The sequence below is a fragment of the Burkholderia sp. PAMC 26561 genome, assembly GCF_001557535.2.
In the GTDB taxonomy this organism is placed as follows: domain Bacteria; phylum Pseudomonadota; class Gammaproteobacteria; order Burkholderiales; family Burkholderiaceae; genus Caballeronia.
This window is the reverse complement of the sequence record NZ_CP014315.1, coordinates 543,548-557,875: the sequence shown is the minus strand read 5'-3', so window position 1 is coordinate 557,875 and position 14,328 is coordinate 543,548. Positions and strand designations below refer to the sequence as shown.

Genomic DNA, 14,328 nt, shown 5'->3' with positions numbered 1-14,328 from the left:
CTTCAAGAAAAGGAATTGCATCGTGAATCGCCTGATCCTTTCCACGCTGAGCGTAACCCTCGCCGGCGCGGCGTTGTTCAGTTCGGCCACATCCGCGCAGACGCTCAACATTGCGTTCGCCGATCCGTTGTCATCGCTCGATCCGCAGTTGAACAACTACGCGGGCGACCGTTCCGTTGATCTGCACTTCTGGGACTTGCTGGTCGAAAACCACGACAACGTGCTCGCACCCGGACTCGCCACGAGCTGGAAAGCGACGGGTAACGATACCTGGGAATTCAAGCTGCGCCATGATGTGAAGTGGCAGGACGGTACGCCGTTCACCGCTGATGACGTCATCTACTCCTACCAGCGCGCGCGCAATGTGCCGGGCACCATTGCGACCTTTGCGGGTTATCTGCGCACCGTCGCGTCAGTGACCGCGCCTGATCCGTACACGCTCGTCATCAAGACGAGCACGCCGACGCCCGACCTGCCGCTGAACCTGACATCCGTGCATATCGTCAGCAAGCATGTGGGCGAGAAGTCATCGAGTGAAGACTACAACGCCGGCCGCGCGATGGTCGGATCGGGACCCTACAAGTTCGTCTCATACACGCCCGGGGACCGCGTAGTGATGAAACGCAACGACGCATACTGGGGCGCGAAGCCGCTCTGGGACACGGTGAACTATCGCTACGTCAGCAACGCGGCGGCCCGGACGGCGGCGCTGTTGTCGGGCGATGTCGACATGATCGACAAAGTCTCTGTCTCCGATTTGCCGCGCCTGAAGCAATCGCCGAAGGTTTCCGTCTACGCGTATCCGGGCCTGCGCGTCCTGTTGCTGCAACCGAGTTTCCGCGAAGGACCGAGCCCCTATATCACCGATAACGCCGGCAAGGCCCTGCCGAAAAACCCGCTCCTCGATGTACGCGTGCGCCGCGCGTTGTCCCTTGCGATCAATCGTCCCGCGATCACCGACCGCATCCTGCAAGGTGCGGCGACGGTCGCGAACCAATGGATGCCGGCGAAGACCTTTGGTTATAACCCTGATGTCAAGGACATCCCGAACGATCCGGCCCAGGCGAAGAAATTGCTTGCCGAAGCGGGTTTCCCCGATGGTTTCCAGTTGACGCTCAGCGTGCCGAACGACCGTTATCCGCAAGCACCTGAAACGGCGCAGGCCGTCGCGCAATTCTGGACGCGCATTGGCGTGAAGACGAAGGTCGAGGTCATGCCATGGGCGGTTTACGCGAGCCGGGCGAATAAAAACGAGTTCGCGATGAGCATGATCGCGTGGGGTAACGGCACGGGCGAAGCGAGCTACGCGCTCGTCAACATCCTCGGCACCGTCGATGCAAAGAAGGGCATTGGTTCATCGAACTGGGGCCGCTATAGCAGTCCCGCCGTCGATCACGCGCTCGATGCCGCGACCGCCGAGTTCGACGCCGCCAAGCGCGAAGCGATCCTGCGCGGATCGGTGAAGGTGGTGAGCGACGACGTGGGCATCATTCCGCTTTTCCATTATCAAAACATCTGGGCCGCGAAGAAGGGGCTGAAGGTGACCCCGGCCGTCAGCGACCGGACAACCGCGATGATGGTCACGCGCATCGGCAATTGAGGCCGGCATGACATACATCACGATCACTCCGGCCGATGACCTGATCGACGTCCCGCGCCGCATCCTGGTTGGCGGTTTGCAAGCGGACACGTTGATCGGGTTGCGCACGCACACTGCGCGCGGCGATGGCGTGATCTGGACGAGCCGCGCGGTATATCGCGCGGACGCGGATGGTGTTATCGACCTTTCGCGCGATGCACCTGTTGAAGGCGATTACAGCGATGTATCGCCGATGGGACTGATCTGGTCGCAAACGCCCGTTGAAACCGGCAAGCGGGAGGTGTTCCCGGCGGATGTAAGCGACGCGCTGACCACGCGCGTCGAAGTTTTCGACGCCGATGGAAAGTGCCTGGACGAAGCCGTGTTGACACAACGCCTGATGGCACCGGGCGTTCAACGACGCGAGATGCGCGAGGACGGTTGCGTTGGGACTCTGTTCGTTCCAGCAACGCCGGGACCGCATCCGGTCGTGCTCGTGCTGAATGGCTCGGGCGGCGGCGTCAATGAGCCGCGCGGTGCGCTGTATGCATCGCGTGGATATGCCGCTCTTGCGCTTGGCTACTTCAAGACGCCGGGACTGTCCGATTACATCTCGAACACGCCGCTCGAATATTTCCGCCGCGCGCTCGACTGGATCAGCCGCGAGTTGCAGCCCGCACATGGCTTCATTGCAGTCAGCGGACAATCGCGCGGCGGCGAACTTGCGTTGTTGCTCGGTGCGACTTATCCAGACCGGATCAAGGCGGTGATCGGTTATGTGCCTGGCGCGGTGGTCCACAGCGCGCAAAACGCCGCGGATCCCGCAACGGGCCGCGAAGGCCCGGCGTGGTTGATCGACGGCAAGCCGCTGCCGCATCTATGGGAAAACAATCGCACGGCAAGCTGGAAGCCTTTCGATGACGGACCGCCGCCGCACCGCCATGAACGCGCCATTCGCACCGCCTTGCGCGATCAGGAAGCGGTGGAACGCGCGCGGATTCGCGTGGAACAGATCGATGGACCCGTGCTTCTGCTTTCCGCCGCTGACGACGGATCATGGCCATCGTCCGACTATTCGCGCATGGTCGTCGACACGCTGGAGCAGCAGAAGCATGCGTACCCGGTCAACCATCTCGACTTCGATGAAGCCGGCCACGCCATCGTATTCCCTTACGTACCGACCACCCAACTCGTGTATGCGCATCCCGTGTCGGGACGCATCAGCACGGGCGGTGGCCGGCCCGCAGCAAACGCGCACGCCGATGAAGCATCGTGGCGCGCGGTCCTGAATTTCCTCAACGCTGCTACAAGCACTCGCGCAAAGGAGCAAGCATGACAGATACGGATATTGTCGACCGGATTGCGGGTCTCACGCCGGGCACGCCGACCCATGCCATAAGGCACAAACGCGAGAAAGTTGCCGATGCCACCCAGCGCAGCTACGAAGCGCTGTTCGATCCGGCGCTGCCGGATTTATCGCTGAGTGATCGCTTGTTCGTGGCGTTGTACGCGTGCACGTTATCGAATGCTTCGGCACTGGGCGCGCATTACGCGGAACGGCTTGCATCAATCGATGCGGACCGCGCCTTGATCAACCAGATCGCGCAGGGTTCCATCGTCACACAAGAACCGCGGCTGCATGCAATGCTGGTCTTCACGCGCACGCTGATCGAATCGCCCATCGAGGGCGACAAGGCCGCGCTCGAACGCCTTCCCGCTGCGGGCATCCCGACGCCGGCCGTGGTCGCGCTCGCGCAACTGATCGCGTTCCTCTCCTATCAAATTCGCCTGACTGCCGGATTGCGCGCGCTGCAGGCGCTGAATGCCACGGAGGCCGCATGACCCGTCTGATCGAAGCACATGGCTTTACCAATCGCGTGCTCGGATGGGACGCGTGGCTGGACGTCGTGCAACTCGCCGATGCATCGGCCGAACAAATTGCCGTGCTCGAAGAAAGCCATCCGAAGGCGAAGGAGTCCGACTACTACCTGTTCCTCGTGCATCAGCCTGAGATTTTGCGGCAGCGTTCGGCCGCGTTCAACGCGATCATGTACGCGCCCGGCGGATTGCCGCGCGCTGAACGCGAACTGGCGTCGACGGTGGTATCGCGGATCAATGGCTGCGTGTATTGCGCTTCGGTGCATGCGCAGCGGTTCGAGCAATTGGCCAAACGCGATGATGTGATCGAGCAGGTGTTCAACGATCCTGTCACCGCAGGGACCACGCCGCGCGAGAAGGCGATCGTGCTGGCATCGATCGATTTGACGCTCAGGCCGGGCGAGGTCGAACCGGCTCAGTTGAAGGCGCTGCGCGACGTTGGCCTGAACGACGATGAGATCCTCGACCTGATTCATTCCATCGCCATTTTTGCATGGGCGAACCGGTTGATGTTGAATCTGGGGGAACCGGTGGGGTAAGGCGGAATGTGGTCTGGGCGGGCGCATTAAGGGCAGAGCTATCACGCGCAACGAAAAAAAACAAAGGCCACGCGTGTGCGTGGCCTTTGCATGCGTGCCTACGGTCGTCTGTTCATGCTTATATTCAAGCGTCCGCGAGCGAAGCCATATCGATCACGAATCGATACTTCACGTCGTTCTTCAACAAGCGCTCATACGCTTCGTTGACGCCCTGGATCTGCACGACTTCCACGTCGCTGACAATGCCATGCTCGGCGCAGAAATCCATCATCTCCTGCGTCTCAGCCAAGCCTCCAATTGCCGAGCCCGCCACCGACTTGCGCCCGATAATGACGCTCACGCCCGCAAGCGGCTCCGTGTCGGTCAATACGCCGACCAACGCCATCGTCCGGTCGCGCTTGAGCAGCGCCATGTAGGGGTTGAGGTCGTGCCCAACCGGAATGGTGTCGAGCAGGAAATCGAAGCTGCCGGCATGCGAAGCCAACTGGGCGGCATCGGTCGAGATCAGCACTTCGTCAGCGCCAAGACGCGCAGCGTCCTGACCTTTACCCGGTGAAGTTGTAATCATGACCACGTGCGCACCGAGCGCCTTCGCAAACTTGACGCCCATATGTCCGAGTCCGCCAAGTCCGATCACGCCAACTTTCTGACCCGGCCCCACCTTCCAGTGACGCAGCGGCGAATAGGTCGTGATCCCCGCGCACAATAACGGCGCGACCGCTTTCAAGTCGAGGTTCGCAGCCACCTTCACGACGAAACGCTCTTCCACCACGATCTGATCGGAATAACCGCCGAAGGTCAGTTGTTCGCTGCCGCGTTCCTTCCCGTTATAAGTCGGTGTGGGGCCTTCCTCGCAATACTGTTCGAGGTTCTCGCGGCACGCCGAACATTGCCGGCATGAATCGACTAGGCACCCCACCCCCGCGTAATCGCCGACCTTGAACTTCTGGACATCGCTGCCGACCTCGACCACGCGTCCCACGATTTCGTGTCCCGGCACCATCGGATATAACGAGTTGCTCCAGTCGTTGCGCGCCTGATGCAGGTCCGAATGACAAATACCGGCATACAGGATTTCTATGCGAACGTCGTTCGGCCCGGTATCGCGGCGCGTAAAACTGAAAGGAACGAGCGGCGTGGTAGCGCTATGAACGGCATATCCTCGGGCTTGAAACATGGTGTCCTTATGTGGCTTTGTTGAACGTATATGCACAATAGGCACTCAGCTTGTAGTGCGCAAGCTTGAGTTTCCGCATGAATCATTGAATAATCCTGCACAATGCTTACCGATAACCTCTCGCACTTGTCCGCGTTCGCTGCCGTCGCGCGCCACGGCAGCTTCCGCAAGGCCGGCGCCGAACTGGGGCTGTCCACGTCGGCGATCAGCTACGCCATTCGCGGACTGGAAGAAAGACTGGGCGTGAACCTGATCAACCGCACCACGCGCAGCGTCGCGCTGACCGACGCCGGTCAGCGTCTGCTGGAACGTCTTCAACCGTTGCTGCACGATCTCGGCGACGCCTTGGAGGAAATGAACAACTTCCGCGCGACGCCGACCGGCACGCTGCGCCTCAACATGTCGCACGTGGCGGCGCGGCTGGTGGTCGCGCCGCTCATGGCGCGCTTTCTGACGGCTTATCCGGACATTGCCCTGGAGATTGTCGAAGATGACAGCCTCGCCGATATCGTCGGCCTCGGTTTCGACGCCGGCATCCGTTTTCAGGAGTCCATCCCGAAGACATGGTCGCGGTCCCGATCGGCCCGGCGCAGCGCGGTCTTGCAATTGCAACGCCGGATTACCTGGAAGGACGCCCGCCGCTGCATCATCCGAACGATCTGCTCGACCACAATTGCATCCGTCACCGGTTTCCAAGCGGCAGGCTTTATAAATGGGAATTCGAAAAGGACGGCACGCGGCTGGAGATCGATGTCAAAGGCCGCGTGACGGTAAGCACGCTCGAGCGGACATTGCAGGCCGCGCTGGATGGCATCGGTATCGGGTTCTCCATGGAAGCGATCGTTGGCGATCTCATCGATCAAGGCCGTCTGGTTGCCGTGCTGGAGGACTGGTGCCCGTATTACCCGGGCTTCATGTTGTATTACCCGCGCCAGCGAAGGACGTCGCCGGCGCTGCGTGCTTTCATCGATATGGCGCGGGAAACCACTTCCAGTTGATCATCCCGCCGCAGCTTGCACAAGCTCGCGCAAGACCGTTTCCAGCTTCACTTCGCCTTTGATTGGGGCGCCTTCGAACTCGATCCAGCCTTCGTTGAAGCCATCGAGCATCTGGATGCGCGGCATCGGATCGTTCATGCCCTGCGACCTGAAAAGCGAGCCCCATGTTTCGCGCAGCACGGCTTCAGCACGGACATCGCGTCCGAAGATTTTTGCAAATGCTGCGGCAATGTCGTTCGGACTCACGCGATGCGGCCCTTCCAGCTCCACGACCCGCGTTCCCGTCCAGTCCTGTTGCAGCAGCTGCGCGGCCACGCGTCCCACGTCCGCCGTGGCAATCATTGCCACGGGTTTATCGAGCGGCTGCAAGAAGCTTCGCACGATGCCTTCATCGCGCGCAGACGCTACGTCCCACGCCGAGTTTTCCATGAACCAGCCGGGCCTGAGGAACGTCACAGGCATGGAAAGCTGGCTCAACGCGTGTTCCATCAACGAGCGCTGCGTGAGCAGATTCGACTGGCTCGCCTGCGCGCCGATAGTCGAAAGACACACCACCTTGCGCGGTCTCGCGGCTTCCAGCGCAGCCTTGACGGCATCGATCACGACACGCGCCTCGGGAAAGCCCGGCGACGGATCGAAGTTCGACGGCGGCAGAATGAATACGCCGTCCGCGCCTCTGAACGCCGCCGTCAACGCGGCCACGTCTTCCATGTCGGCGAGCGCGCTTTCGCATCCTTGCGATGCCCAGTGCTGCGCTTTGCCCGGGTCGCGCACGATTGCGCGGACCGGAAGACCCTTCGATAACAACGTCCGAGCAAGCGCGCCTCCGACCTTGCCGCTGATGCCAGTAATTGCGTACATGGTGAACTCCCTTTTGAATAGTCTGCGATTGAGTGCATCATAAGGGTGCGCGATCATTGAGGGAATCGCCCTCGTGTCACTTCATTAGTGACCTTTCAGCACGAATTAAAAACCGGATAAATCATGAGCTTCGATGGACGTACGCTTGCCAATATCAGCGTCCTTGCCGCAATTGTCGAAGGCGGAAGTTTTGCGCGCGCGGCAGACGCGCTGGGTTTATCGCCGTCCGGTGTCAGCCGCGCGGTCGGGCGACTGGAGACGAGCATAGGCGTGCGCTTGCTTGACCGGACCACACGTTCGGTGATGCTGACGGACGAAGGCCGCCGGCTTTACGAAGAGATAGGACCGCTGCTTGCGGGCATTGGCGACGCCGTCACCATGACCGCTGGCGCGTCCGCCGCCGTGCAGGGGCGCTTGCGTGTGAACGTGGATGCGTATTTTTCGCGACGCATGCTTGCGGTGCATCTCGCCGGATTCCTTGACCGCTATCCCGAACTGTCGCTTGAACTGGTTACACGTGACCAGCTCGGCGACCTGGTTGCCGACGGATTCGATATTGCCGTTCGCTTCGGACAACCGCCATCGTCGTCACTGGTTGCCCGCAAGTTGCTGGAGACACGCACCGTGACCGTTGCTGCGCCGTCATACATCAGGAAGCATGGCCGGCCGGAAACGCCCGCTGACTTGATCGATCACGCGTGCATCCAGATGCGCAATTCGCTGACGGGCGAACCGATGGAATGGGAATACAAATCGGGCCGGAAGGCTGTTCCGGCGAAGACATCGGGACGTCTGCTTTTGAACGACGCCGGCACGCTGCTCGGCGCATGCCTCGCGGGCGCGGGCATCGCGCGACTGAAGGCGAGTGGCGTGCAGGATCTCATCGATAAAGGCCGGCTCGTGCAATTGCTGCCCGAATGGACCGGCGAGGCGTTTGCGCTTTACGCGCTGTATCCGTCAAGGCATTTACCGGCGGCGAAGGTGCGTGCGTTTATCGACTTTGTGATCGAAATTCTTGCTGCGGATTCCTGACGCCGGTTCGCTTCAGCGTTTCCCCGTAGAATCCCGCAATACAAGAACGGCATCAACCTCGGATCTCGCATTGTGATAACCACGCTCGCACAACTACGCGCCGGACTGCCGGCAGGAACACGGCAATTGAAAATGTCGTGTGGGCTGACCGAGTTTCCGCGCGAAATCTTCAACCTCGCCGATACACTCGAATCACTCGACTTGTCCGGTAATGCGTTGTCGTCGCTTCCGGACGATCTTCCGCGGCTTGCCAAGCTGCGCATCATCTTCTGTTCGAACAACCGGTTCACCGAGTTGCCCGAAGTACTTGGCAAGTGTCAGCAGTTGAGCATGATCGGGTTCAAGGCGAACCAAATCGCCAGGGTGGCGGGTACATCGTTGCCGGCAACTCTTCGCTGGCTGATCCTCACCGACAATCACGTTGAAATGCTGCCGCCCGAGATAGGAAACTGCACGACGCTTCAGAAGCTGATGCTGGCGGGTAATCGCTTGCGGACGCTGCCGTCCGCGCTTGCTGCTTGTTCGCGCCTCGAACTGCTGCGGCTTGCCGCGAATCAGCTCGACGAACTGCCTGCGTGGCTCACGTCCATGCCGCGCTTGTCGTGGCTCGCTTATGCGGGCAACCCGCTAAGCGAAACGCTGGAAGCGGACGCACTGATGCACACGCCGATCAACCCTGTCGAATGGAGCGACCTGACGCTTGAACATGTCCTGGGGGAAGGCGCTTCCGGCGTGATCTATCGTGCATCGTATTCCACGAACGATAATGCTGCTCAACCGGTTGCAGTCAAATTGTTCAAGGGCGCTGTAACCAGCGATGGATTGCCTCATTGCGAAATGGCGGCATGCATCAATGCGGGTGAGCATGGGAATCTGATTTCGGTACTTGGGAAGGTACGCGCGCATCCGCAAGGTGCTGATGCACTCGTGCTGACGCTGATCAATCCCGAGTTCCGTAATCTCGCGGGTCCGCCAAGCCTTGATTCCTGCACCCGCGATGTGTACGCCGACGATGTCCGCTTCACGCGATGGGCCGCGTTGAACATGGCCTACGGCATTGCATCGGCTGCATGTCATTTGCATGCGAAAGGAATCATGCACGGCGACCTTTACGCACACAACATCCTGCATTGCGGTGAGAGTCGCGCGCTGCTGGGCGACTTTGGCGCAGCTTCGTTTTATTCGCCGCAAGGCCCGCACGCTCAATCGCTGCAGCGCCTGGAAGTGAGGGCTTATGGATGCCTGCTGGAAGAACTGATCGATCGATGCGACGCTGTCGACCCTTCGCTGATCGAATTGAAAAACAGATGTCTGAGCGAAAAGACCGACGACCGGCCGCTATTCGGCGAGATCGTCTCGACGTTATCAACGCTCATGAAAACTTAAGAGCGCCCGTCGAAAAGCCGGACGCTCTCTTTTTAATCAGGGACCAACTGGCTCCTGAGCCTGCTTGAGTTCTTCACGTGCCTGATCCAGCTTGCGCTGTCGCGAAGCGATCTTCTTTGATCCGTCGCCTTTGTCCTGCGCCTTTTTCAGTTCGGCTTCCCGTGAATTGACTTTGGCCTGTGCGTTCGTTATCCGGCTTTGACGCCGCTTTTCCAGTGAAGCATCAGAACAGTTTTGTTTGGCCTGATCCAGCGCCGTCTGCAAACCTTTTAGTTGCGCAGTATTGTTGTGCGCCTGCGCGTATTCGATCTGCTGGTTGATCCTGTCCTGCTTCTGCTGACAGGTCTCGCTATTTGCATCCGCAAAGGCGCTTGTGGCGAGCACGCTTAAAGTGGCAGCTACAAGAAAACGTCTCATTTTTTCTCCAGGGCGAAATGGTGGATGAGCGAGAAATAAACGTTAGCCGCGAGCCCGTGCTTTCTGGTTCGACGTGTAGATGTTGTCGCGCACTGGCGCAGCGCCACTTTCGAGCACGCCAATCCATTCGTCGGTTGACAGCACTGCGGCAAAGCGCGATTGCATCACGACGGTGAACACGCGATGGATCTCTTCGGCGCTTGCATAGCCCGCCCGATTTTCATAAGGCACGGAACCGGTGGCATCGACGAGAAACTCGACCGACATACCCGCGTGTACCGCGTGCTTCACCGTGGAGTCACCGCAGTTTTGCGTCATATAGCCTGCGATTACGAGCGTATCGATTTCGTGCGTCTTCAACCAGTCGCCCAGACTCGTTCCGGCGAACGCGCTCGGCAACGCTTTCTCGATCACCTGCGCGTGCGGCCGGGAACTCACCACGTCGTGCAGTGCAGCTCCGGCCGATCCACGCGCGAACAAAGGCGACGTTTCAGGCGCGATGTTCTGGATCAGGACCACGGGCACGTGATGGCGGTTAGCTGCGTCGATTGCACGGCCTATGTTTGCGAGCGAAACATTGACATCCGGATATTCGATCAGCAGATTGCCGGAGACGTATTCGTTTTGAACATCTATGACGATCAACGCGCGACGGGGTGAGGACGGCATGGCGAAGCTCCTGTGATGTGATGACGCTGCTCCGGACTATACAACGTCAACGCCGCCCGCAAGATGAGCCTTCAACGCATCGATGAACACGCGCACCTTCGGCACCGGTTGCCGCGCCGATGGAAACACCGCATGAATCCCCGCGGGTGCCCCTGACCACTCCGGCAGCAAACGCACCAGCCGTCCCTCGGCAACATCGTCGCCAATCGAGAAGTCCGTGAGAAACGCAACGCCCCCGCCCGCGAGCGTCGCTGCACGGCACGTTGGCGATGTATCGGCGAAGAAGCCCGCGCTGAAGCGGACAGTACGCCTGGCGCCTCGCCTGCTTTCAATCGATACCACCAATGGTTTTACCAACGCGGACATGGCCACGAACGGCAGCTTCGCCAGCGCTTCCGGTTTAGTCGGCTTCCCCCATGTACTGATGAACTCGGGACTCGCGACCAGCCACTTCACGAAACCGCCGATTTTCACCGCGCGATAACTCGAGTCCGCTAACCTTCCGAGGCGAATGGCGACATCGACGCTTTCTGCGACCAGATCCACCATCCTGTCCGCAGACACCAGCTCGACCTTCAACTCCGGATGCGTCCGGCGCAAGCCAACGAGCATGGGCGCGATAACGTTCGTCCCGTAGTCGATCGGCGTTGCCACGCGCAGCGTGCCACGCAATTCGCCAGAGCCTTGCGCGAGCGCCGAAATCGCGTCTTCCGCTGTGCTCAGGATCTGCCGGCTCGCTGCGTAAAACGCCTGGCCGGCCTCCGTGACGCTCACGCGTCGCGTGGTTCGCACGAGCAGGCTGGCGCCCACTTCCGCCTCAAGGCGCTGCATGTGCGTGCTGACCATGGTTTTCGCAATTCCAAGGCGGTCGGCCGCGGCGGTCAGCGATCCAGCTTCGACCACCGCCGCGAACACCACCAGCCGATTGAGGTTTACACCACTCAGGTCGGTCATTCGATTGTCCACTATAAAAGGATTGTGTTACCACGATTATCCGTCTTCTCGCATCGTGCGTTGCGGCCTATTCTAGGAACACTCACTCATCAATCAATTCGCCAGGATCCGACCATGCCTTCTGCCATCAAAACCAAACCAGATCAGCCGATCCGCTTGCACACGACGCTATTGTCCGGACACGGGCATCGCGTGAAGCTTTTCCTCACCTTGCTCGACCTGCCGTTCACAACGATCGAACTGAACATGAAAGCTGGTGACAACCGCAAGCCCGCCCATCTGGCGCTCAACCCGTTCGGAGAAGTGCCGGTGATCGAGGACGGCGACATTGTTCTGACGGATTCGAATGCGATCCTCGTCTACCTTGCGCAAAAGTACGGCGATGCATCGTGGCTGCCTGAAGATCCCGTCGGTGCCGCAGCCGTTCAGCGCTGGTTGTCGCTCGCTGCGGGCAAGATCGCGTATGGACCCTGTGCCGCGCGTCTCGTCACCGTGTTCGGCGCGCCGCGCGATCACGCGGGGGCGATGCGCATTGCAGAAGATCTCTTCGCGATCATCGAGCCCGAGTTCGGTGACAAGCCGTTCGCCGTGGGGCAAACACCGACCATCGCGGATATTGCGGCTTACTCGTACATCGCTCATGCGCCCGAAGGCGGCATTTCGCTTGATCCATATCCCAATCTGCGCGCGTGGTTGAAGCGCGTCGAAGCGCTGCCGCGCTTCCTGCGTATGCCTGCCTCGAAGGCCGGCTTGCTTGCCGAGTCCGACTGATTGCTCCGTACCATCCACCAACTGGTGAACGCCCATGTCCGATACCCTTGTCGCCGCTCCGCCTGCAGGCTGGAGCGCTGTTGAATCGCCCTTTCACGCCGGCGAACTGGCGGCGCAGGAACGAGCGGGGGTACGTGAGCGCATGGATGTCAATGCGCGTCGTGGAATTCGTGACTACATGCCCGAGCAGCATCGGCAATTCTTTGCAGAGCAGCCGTTCATGGTGCTGGGCGGCGTCGATGCTGCGGGACAACCGTGGGCAACATTGCGTATCGGTGAACCGGGCTTTGTGTCCACGCCCGATGAACGCACGTTGCGGATCGCGGGCCACAGCCTGAAAGGCGACCCTCTCGCAAGCGCGTGGAAAGCGGGCGCATTGCTGGGCGGCCTCGGCATTCAGCCCGCCACGCGCAGGCGTAATCGCGTGAATGGCGTGGTCACGTCCGTTGACGAAAATGCGATCACCGTGGCCGTCAGTCAGAGCTATGGCAACTGTGCAAAATACATTCAAAGCCGTACGCCGACGCCCATTGATTTCGGCAAGCAGGCGCTTGACGACGAGGCGCCTGTCATCACGGATCATCTGAGCGACGCCGATCGCGAACTGATTGCCAACGCGGACACGTTTTTTATCGCCAGCGCGAATACATCGGACGATGCGGGTATCGGCCGAGGCGCGGACGTGTCGCATCGGGGCGGCAAGCCGGGGTTCATTCGTATCGACAGCAAGCACGCGCTCACCACCCCCGACTTCAGCGGCAACCTGTTCTTCAACACCATCGGTAATCTGATGCGTGATCCGCGCGCGGGTTTGCTCGTGATCGACTTCGCCAGCGGCGACCTGCTGTATCTGGCCGTGGATGCAGAAGTGATCTGGGAAGGTAAGGATCTCGAATCATTCGAGGGCGCGGAGCGCCTCATCCGCTGGCGTGTGCGTGAAGTGCGGCGCACGCGCAGCGCTTTGCCGTTGCGTTGGTCGGGCGTGCAATACGCGCCGCAATTAGCGAAGACAGGGAGCTGGACGAAAGCGCCGAGCGCGTGGCGCACGCTGAACGTCGCCGAGGTTCGCGACGAAGCGCCCGGCATCAAGTCGTTTTATTTCGAGCCCACCGATGACGCGCCGCTCGCGTCTTTCGCGCCTGGCCAGTTTCTGCCGATCCGGCTGAACATTCCCGGGCTCGCGGCGCCGCTGATCCGAACCTATACGCTTTCCGATGCGCATGACGGCAAGCGTTATAGGATCACGGTGAAGCGTGAAGGTGTGGCATCGACGTGGTTGCACGAGCATGTCGATGCGGGCAGCGTGATGGAAACGAAGACGCCGGGTGGCGCGTTCGTGCTCGATCGAACGAGCTCGCGTCCGATCGTGTTTGTATCGGCGGGAATTGGCATCACACCGATGATCGCGATGCTCAACAGCGTGCTTTCGAACAACGACCGTGCCCAGCCCGAGCATGTGTATTTCATCCACGGCGCGCGCCGGGCAATCGATCGCCCCTTCGCTGACGAACTTGATGCCGCAGCGCAGGCGTTTCCGCAGCTCTCGATTCATCTTCGCGATGCGCAGCGCGTGGATATCGGCTATCTCAGGAGTGTGCTGCCATTCGGCGACTACGACTTCTACCTTTGCGGTCCGGCTGCTTTCATGCAAGACCTGTACACCGGCTTGCGCGCGCTGAACGTGGCCGACGACCGGATCCGTTTCGAAGCGTTCGGACCCGCGAGCGTCAAGCGAACTGAAAGGTCCGCAGTAGTTGCACCTATTGTCCCGGTCCGTGATCCTGAGCTTACGTCGAAGGTCATTTTCATGCGATCGCAAAAGACCGCGCAATGGTCTCCCGAAGATGGAAGCCTCCTCGACTTCGCCGAAGCAAACGGCGTGGCGGTGGCATCGAATTGCAGATCGGGCGTATGCGGCACATGTTCCACGCGCCTGCTTTCCGGCGATGTGGCGTATCCCGTGCCCTGCGAGGGAGAGGTCGAACCGGGACACGCACTGATCTGCAGTGCGATTCCGGCGAAGACAGGTCCGGGCGAAGATTCGGTCGTGGTGCTGGACGCTTAGGG

Annotated in this window: 13 protein-coding genes and 1 pseudogene; 9 read left to right on the top strand and 5 right to left on the bottom strand. The window is 60.3% G+C overall.

What is annotated here, in order from left to right:
• The first annotated feature begins 22 nt into the window (after window positions 1-22).
• Genes AXG89_RS37235 through AXG89_RS37225 form a run of 4 tightly spaced genes read left to right on the top strand, consistent with a single transcriptional unit; the run spans window position 23 to window position 3,996 of the window.
• On the top strand, window positions 23-1,600 hold the full coding sequence (locus tag AXG89_RS37235) for an ABC transporter substrate-binding protein (protein WP_236873682.1): 1,578 nt from the start codon (window positions 23-25) through the stop codon (window positions 1,598-1,600).
• A 7-nt stretch (window positions 1,601-1,607) separates the two neighbouring features.
• On the top strand, window positions 1,608-2,915 hold the full coding sequence (locus AXG89_RS37230) for an acyl-CoA thioesterase/BAAT N-terminal domain-containing protein (protein ID WP_075360171.1): 1,308 nt from the start codon (window positions 1,608-1,610) through the stop codon (window positions 2,913-2,915).
• Entirely contained in the window at window positions 2,912-3,421 is a 510-nt protein-coding gene (locus AXG89_RS42660; protein ID WP_075360170.1) for a CMD domain protein, read from the top strand. Before AXG89_RS37230 ends, AXG89_RS42660 begins: the two co-directional genes overlap by 4 nt.
• Window positions 3,418-3,996, top strand: coding sequence for a peroxidase-related enzyme (locus AXG89_RS37225; protein WP_075360169.1), 579 nt, complete (start codon window positions 3,418-3,420; stop codon window positions 3,994-3,996). The genes AXG89_RS42660 and AXG89_RS37225 overlap by 4 nt, the downstream gene beginning before the upstream one ends.
• 124 nt (window positions 3,997-4,120) lie before the next feature.
• On the opposite strand, the gene AXG89_RS37220 is transcribed toward AXG89_RS37225, so the two are convergent.
• Window positions 4,121-5,173: an NAD(P)-dependent alcohol dehydrogenase gene (locus AXG89_RS37220; RefSeq protein ID WP_075360168.1), complete on the bottom strand. Its 1,053-nt coding sequence runs from the start codon at window positions 5,171-5,173 to the stop codon at window positions 4,121-4,123.
• A 102-nt stretch (window positions 5,174-5,275) separates the two neighbouring features.
• On the opposite strand from AXG89_RS37220, the pseudogene AXG89_RS45175 reads away from it, so the two are divergent.
• Window positions 5,276-6,171: pseudogene (locus tag AXG89_RS45175) on the top strand (LysR substrate-binding domain-containing protein).
• Here AXG89_RS45175 and AXG89_RS37210 read toward each other — a convergent pair.
• Window positions 6,172-7,032 (bottom strand): NmrA family NAD(P)-binding protein, encoded by an 861-nt coding sequence (locus tag AXG89_RS37210; RefSeq protein ID WP_075360166.1) that lies wholly within the window; start codon window positions 7,030-7,032, stop codon window positions 6,172-6,174.
• Window positions 7,033-7,155: 123 nt separating this feature from the next.
• On the opposite strand from AXG89_RS37210, the gene AXG89_RS37205 reads away from it, so the two are divergent.
• A complete protein-coding gene (locus AXG89_RS37205; RefSeq protein ID WP_075360165.1) occupies window positions 7,156-8,064 on the top strand; it encodes a LysR family transcriptional regulator in 909 nt (302 codons plus the stop codon).
• A gap of 72 nt (window positions 8,065-8,136) precedes the next feature.
• A complete protein-coding gene (locus AXG89_RS37200) occupies window positions 8,137-9,450 on the top strand; it encodes a leucine-rich repeat-containing protein kinase family protein (protein WP_075360164.1) in 1,314 nt (437 codons plus the stop codon).
• Window positions 9,451-9,486: 36 nt separating this feature from the next.
• On the opposite strand, the gene AXG89_RS37195 is transcribed toward AXG89_RS37200, so the two are convergent.
• The 3 genes from AXG89_RS37195 to AXG89_RS37185 are packed head-to-tail and all read right to left on the bottom strand — an operon-like array spanning window position 9,487 to window position 11,490.
• A complete protein-coding gene (locus AXG89_RS37195) occupies window positions 9,487-9,867 on the bottom strand; it encodes a DUF1090 domain-containing protein (RefSeq protein WP_075360163.1) in 381 nt (126 codons plus the stop codon).
• A gap of 42 nt (window positions 9,868-9,909) precedes the next feature.
• A complete protein-coding gene (locus AXG89_RS37190) occupies window positions 9,910-10,536 on the bottom strand; it encodes a cysteine hydrolase family protein (protein WP_075360162.1) in 627 nt (208 codons plus the stop codon).
• A gap of 36 nt (window positions 10,537-10,572) precedes the next feature.
• Window positions 10,573-11,490, bottom strand: a complete 918-nt coding sequence (locus AXG89_RS37185; RefSeq protein ID WP_075360161.1) for a LysR family transcriptional regulator — start codon at window positions 11,488-11,490, stop codon at window positions 10,573-10,575.
• A 114-nt stretch (window positions 11,491-11,604) separates the two neighbouring features.
• On the opposite strand from AXG89_RS37185, the gene AXG89_RS37180 reads away from it, so the two are divergent.
• Both AXG89_RS37180 and AXG89_RS37175 read left to right on the top strand, forming a co-directional pair.
• The gene (locus tag AXG89_RS37180; protein WP_062001113.1) at window positions 11,605-12,261 is read left to right on the top strand and encodes a glutathione S-transferase family protein; all 657 of its coding nucleotides are present in this window, start codon (window positions 11,605-11,607) and stop codon (window positions 12,259-12,261) included.
• 34 nt (window positions 12,262-12,295) lie between these two features.
• Window positions 12,296-14,326: a 2Fe-2S iron-sulfur cluster-binding protein gene (locus AXG89_RS37175; protein WP_075360160.1), complete on the top strand. Its 2,031-nt coding sequence runs from the start codon at window positions 12,296-12,298 to the stop codon at window positions 14,324-14,326.
• The last annotated feature ends 2 nt before the right edge of the window (window positions 14,327-14,328 follow it).

Coding starts and splice junctions, on each gene's coding strand:
- AXG89_RS37230 (WP_075360171.1), top strand. CDS start 1,608: ATGACATACATCACGATCACTCCGGCCGATGACCTGATCGACGTCCCG.
- AXG89_RS42660 (WP_075360170.1), top strand. CDS start 2,912: ATGACAGATACGGATATTGTCGACCGGATTGCGGGTCTCACGCCGGGC.
- AXG89_RS37225 (WP_075360169.1), top strand. CDS start 3,418: ATGACCCGTCTGATCGAAGCACATGGCTTTACCAATCGCGTGCTCGGA.
- AXG89_RS37220 (WP_075360168.1), bottom strand. CDS start 5,173: ATGTTTCAAGCCCGAGGATATGCCGTTCATAGCGCTACCACGCCGCTC.
- AXG89_RS37210 (WP_075360166.1), bottom strand. CDS start 7,032: ATGTACGCAATTACTGGCATCAGCGGCAAGGTCGGAGGCGCGCTTGCT.
- AXG89_RS37205 (WP_075360165.1), top strand. CDS start 7,156: ATGAGCTTCGATGGACGTACGCTTGCCAATATCAGCGTCCTTGCCGCA.
- AXG89_RS37195 (WP_075360163.1), bottom strand. CDS start 9,867: ATGAGACGTTTTCTTGTAGCTGCCACTTTAAGCGTGCTCGCCACAAGC.
- AXG89_RS37190 (WP_075360162.1), bottom strand. CDS start 10,536: ATGCCGTCCTCACCCCGTCGCGCGTTGATCGTCATAGATGTTCAAAAC.
- AXG89_RS37185 (WP_075360161.1), bottom strand. CDS start 11,490: ATGACCGACCTGAGTGGTGTAAACCTCAATCGGCTGGTGGTGTTCGCG.
- AXG89_RS37180 (WP_062001113.1), top strand. CDS start 11,605: ATGCCTTCTGCCATCAAAACCAAACCAGATCAGCCGATCCGCTTGCAC.
- AXG89_RS37175 (WP_075360160.1), top strand. CDS start 12,296: ATGTCCGATACCCTTGTCGCCGCTCCGCCTGCAGGCTGGAGCGCTGTT.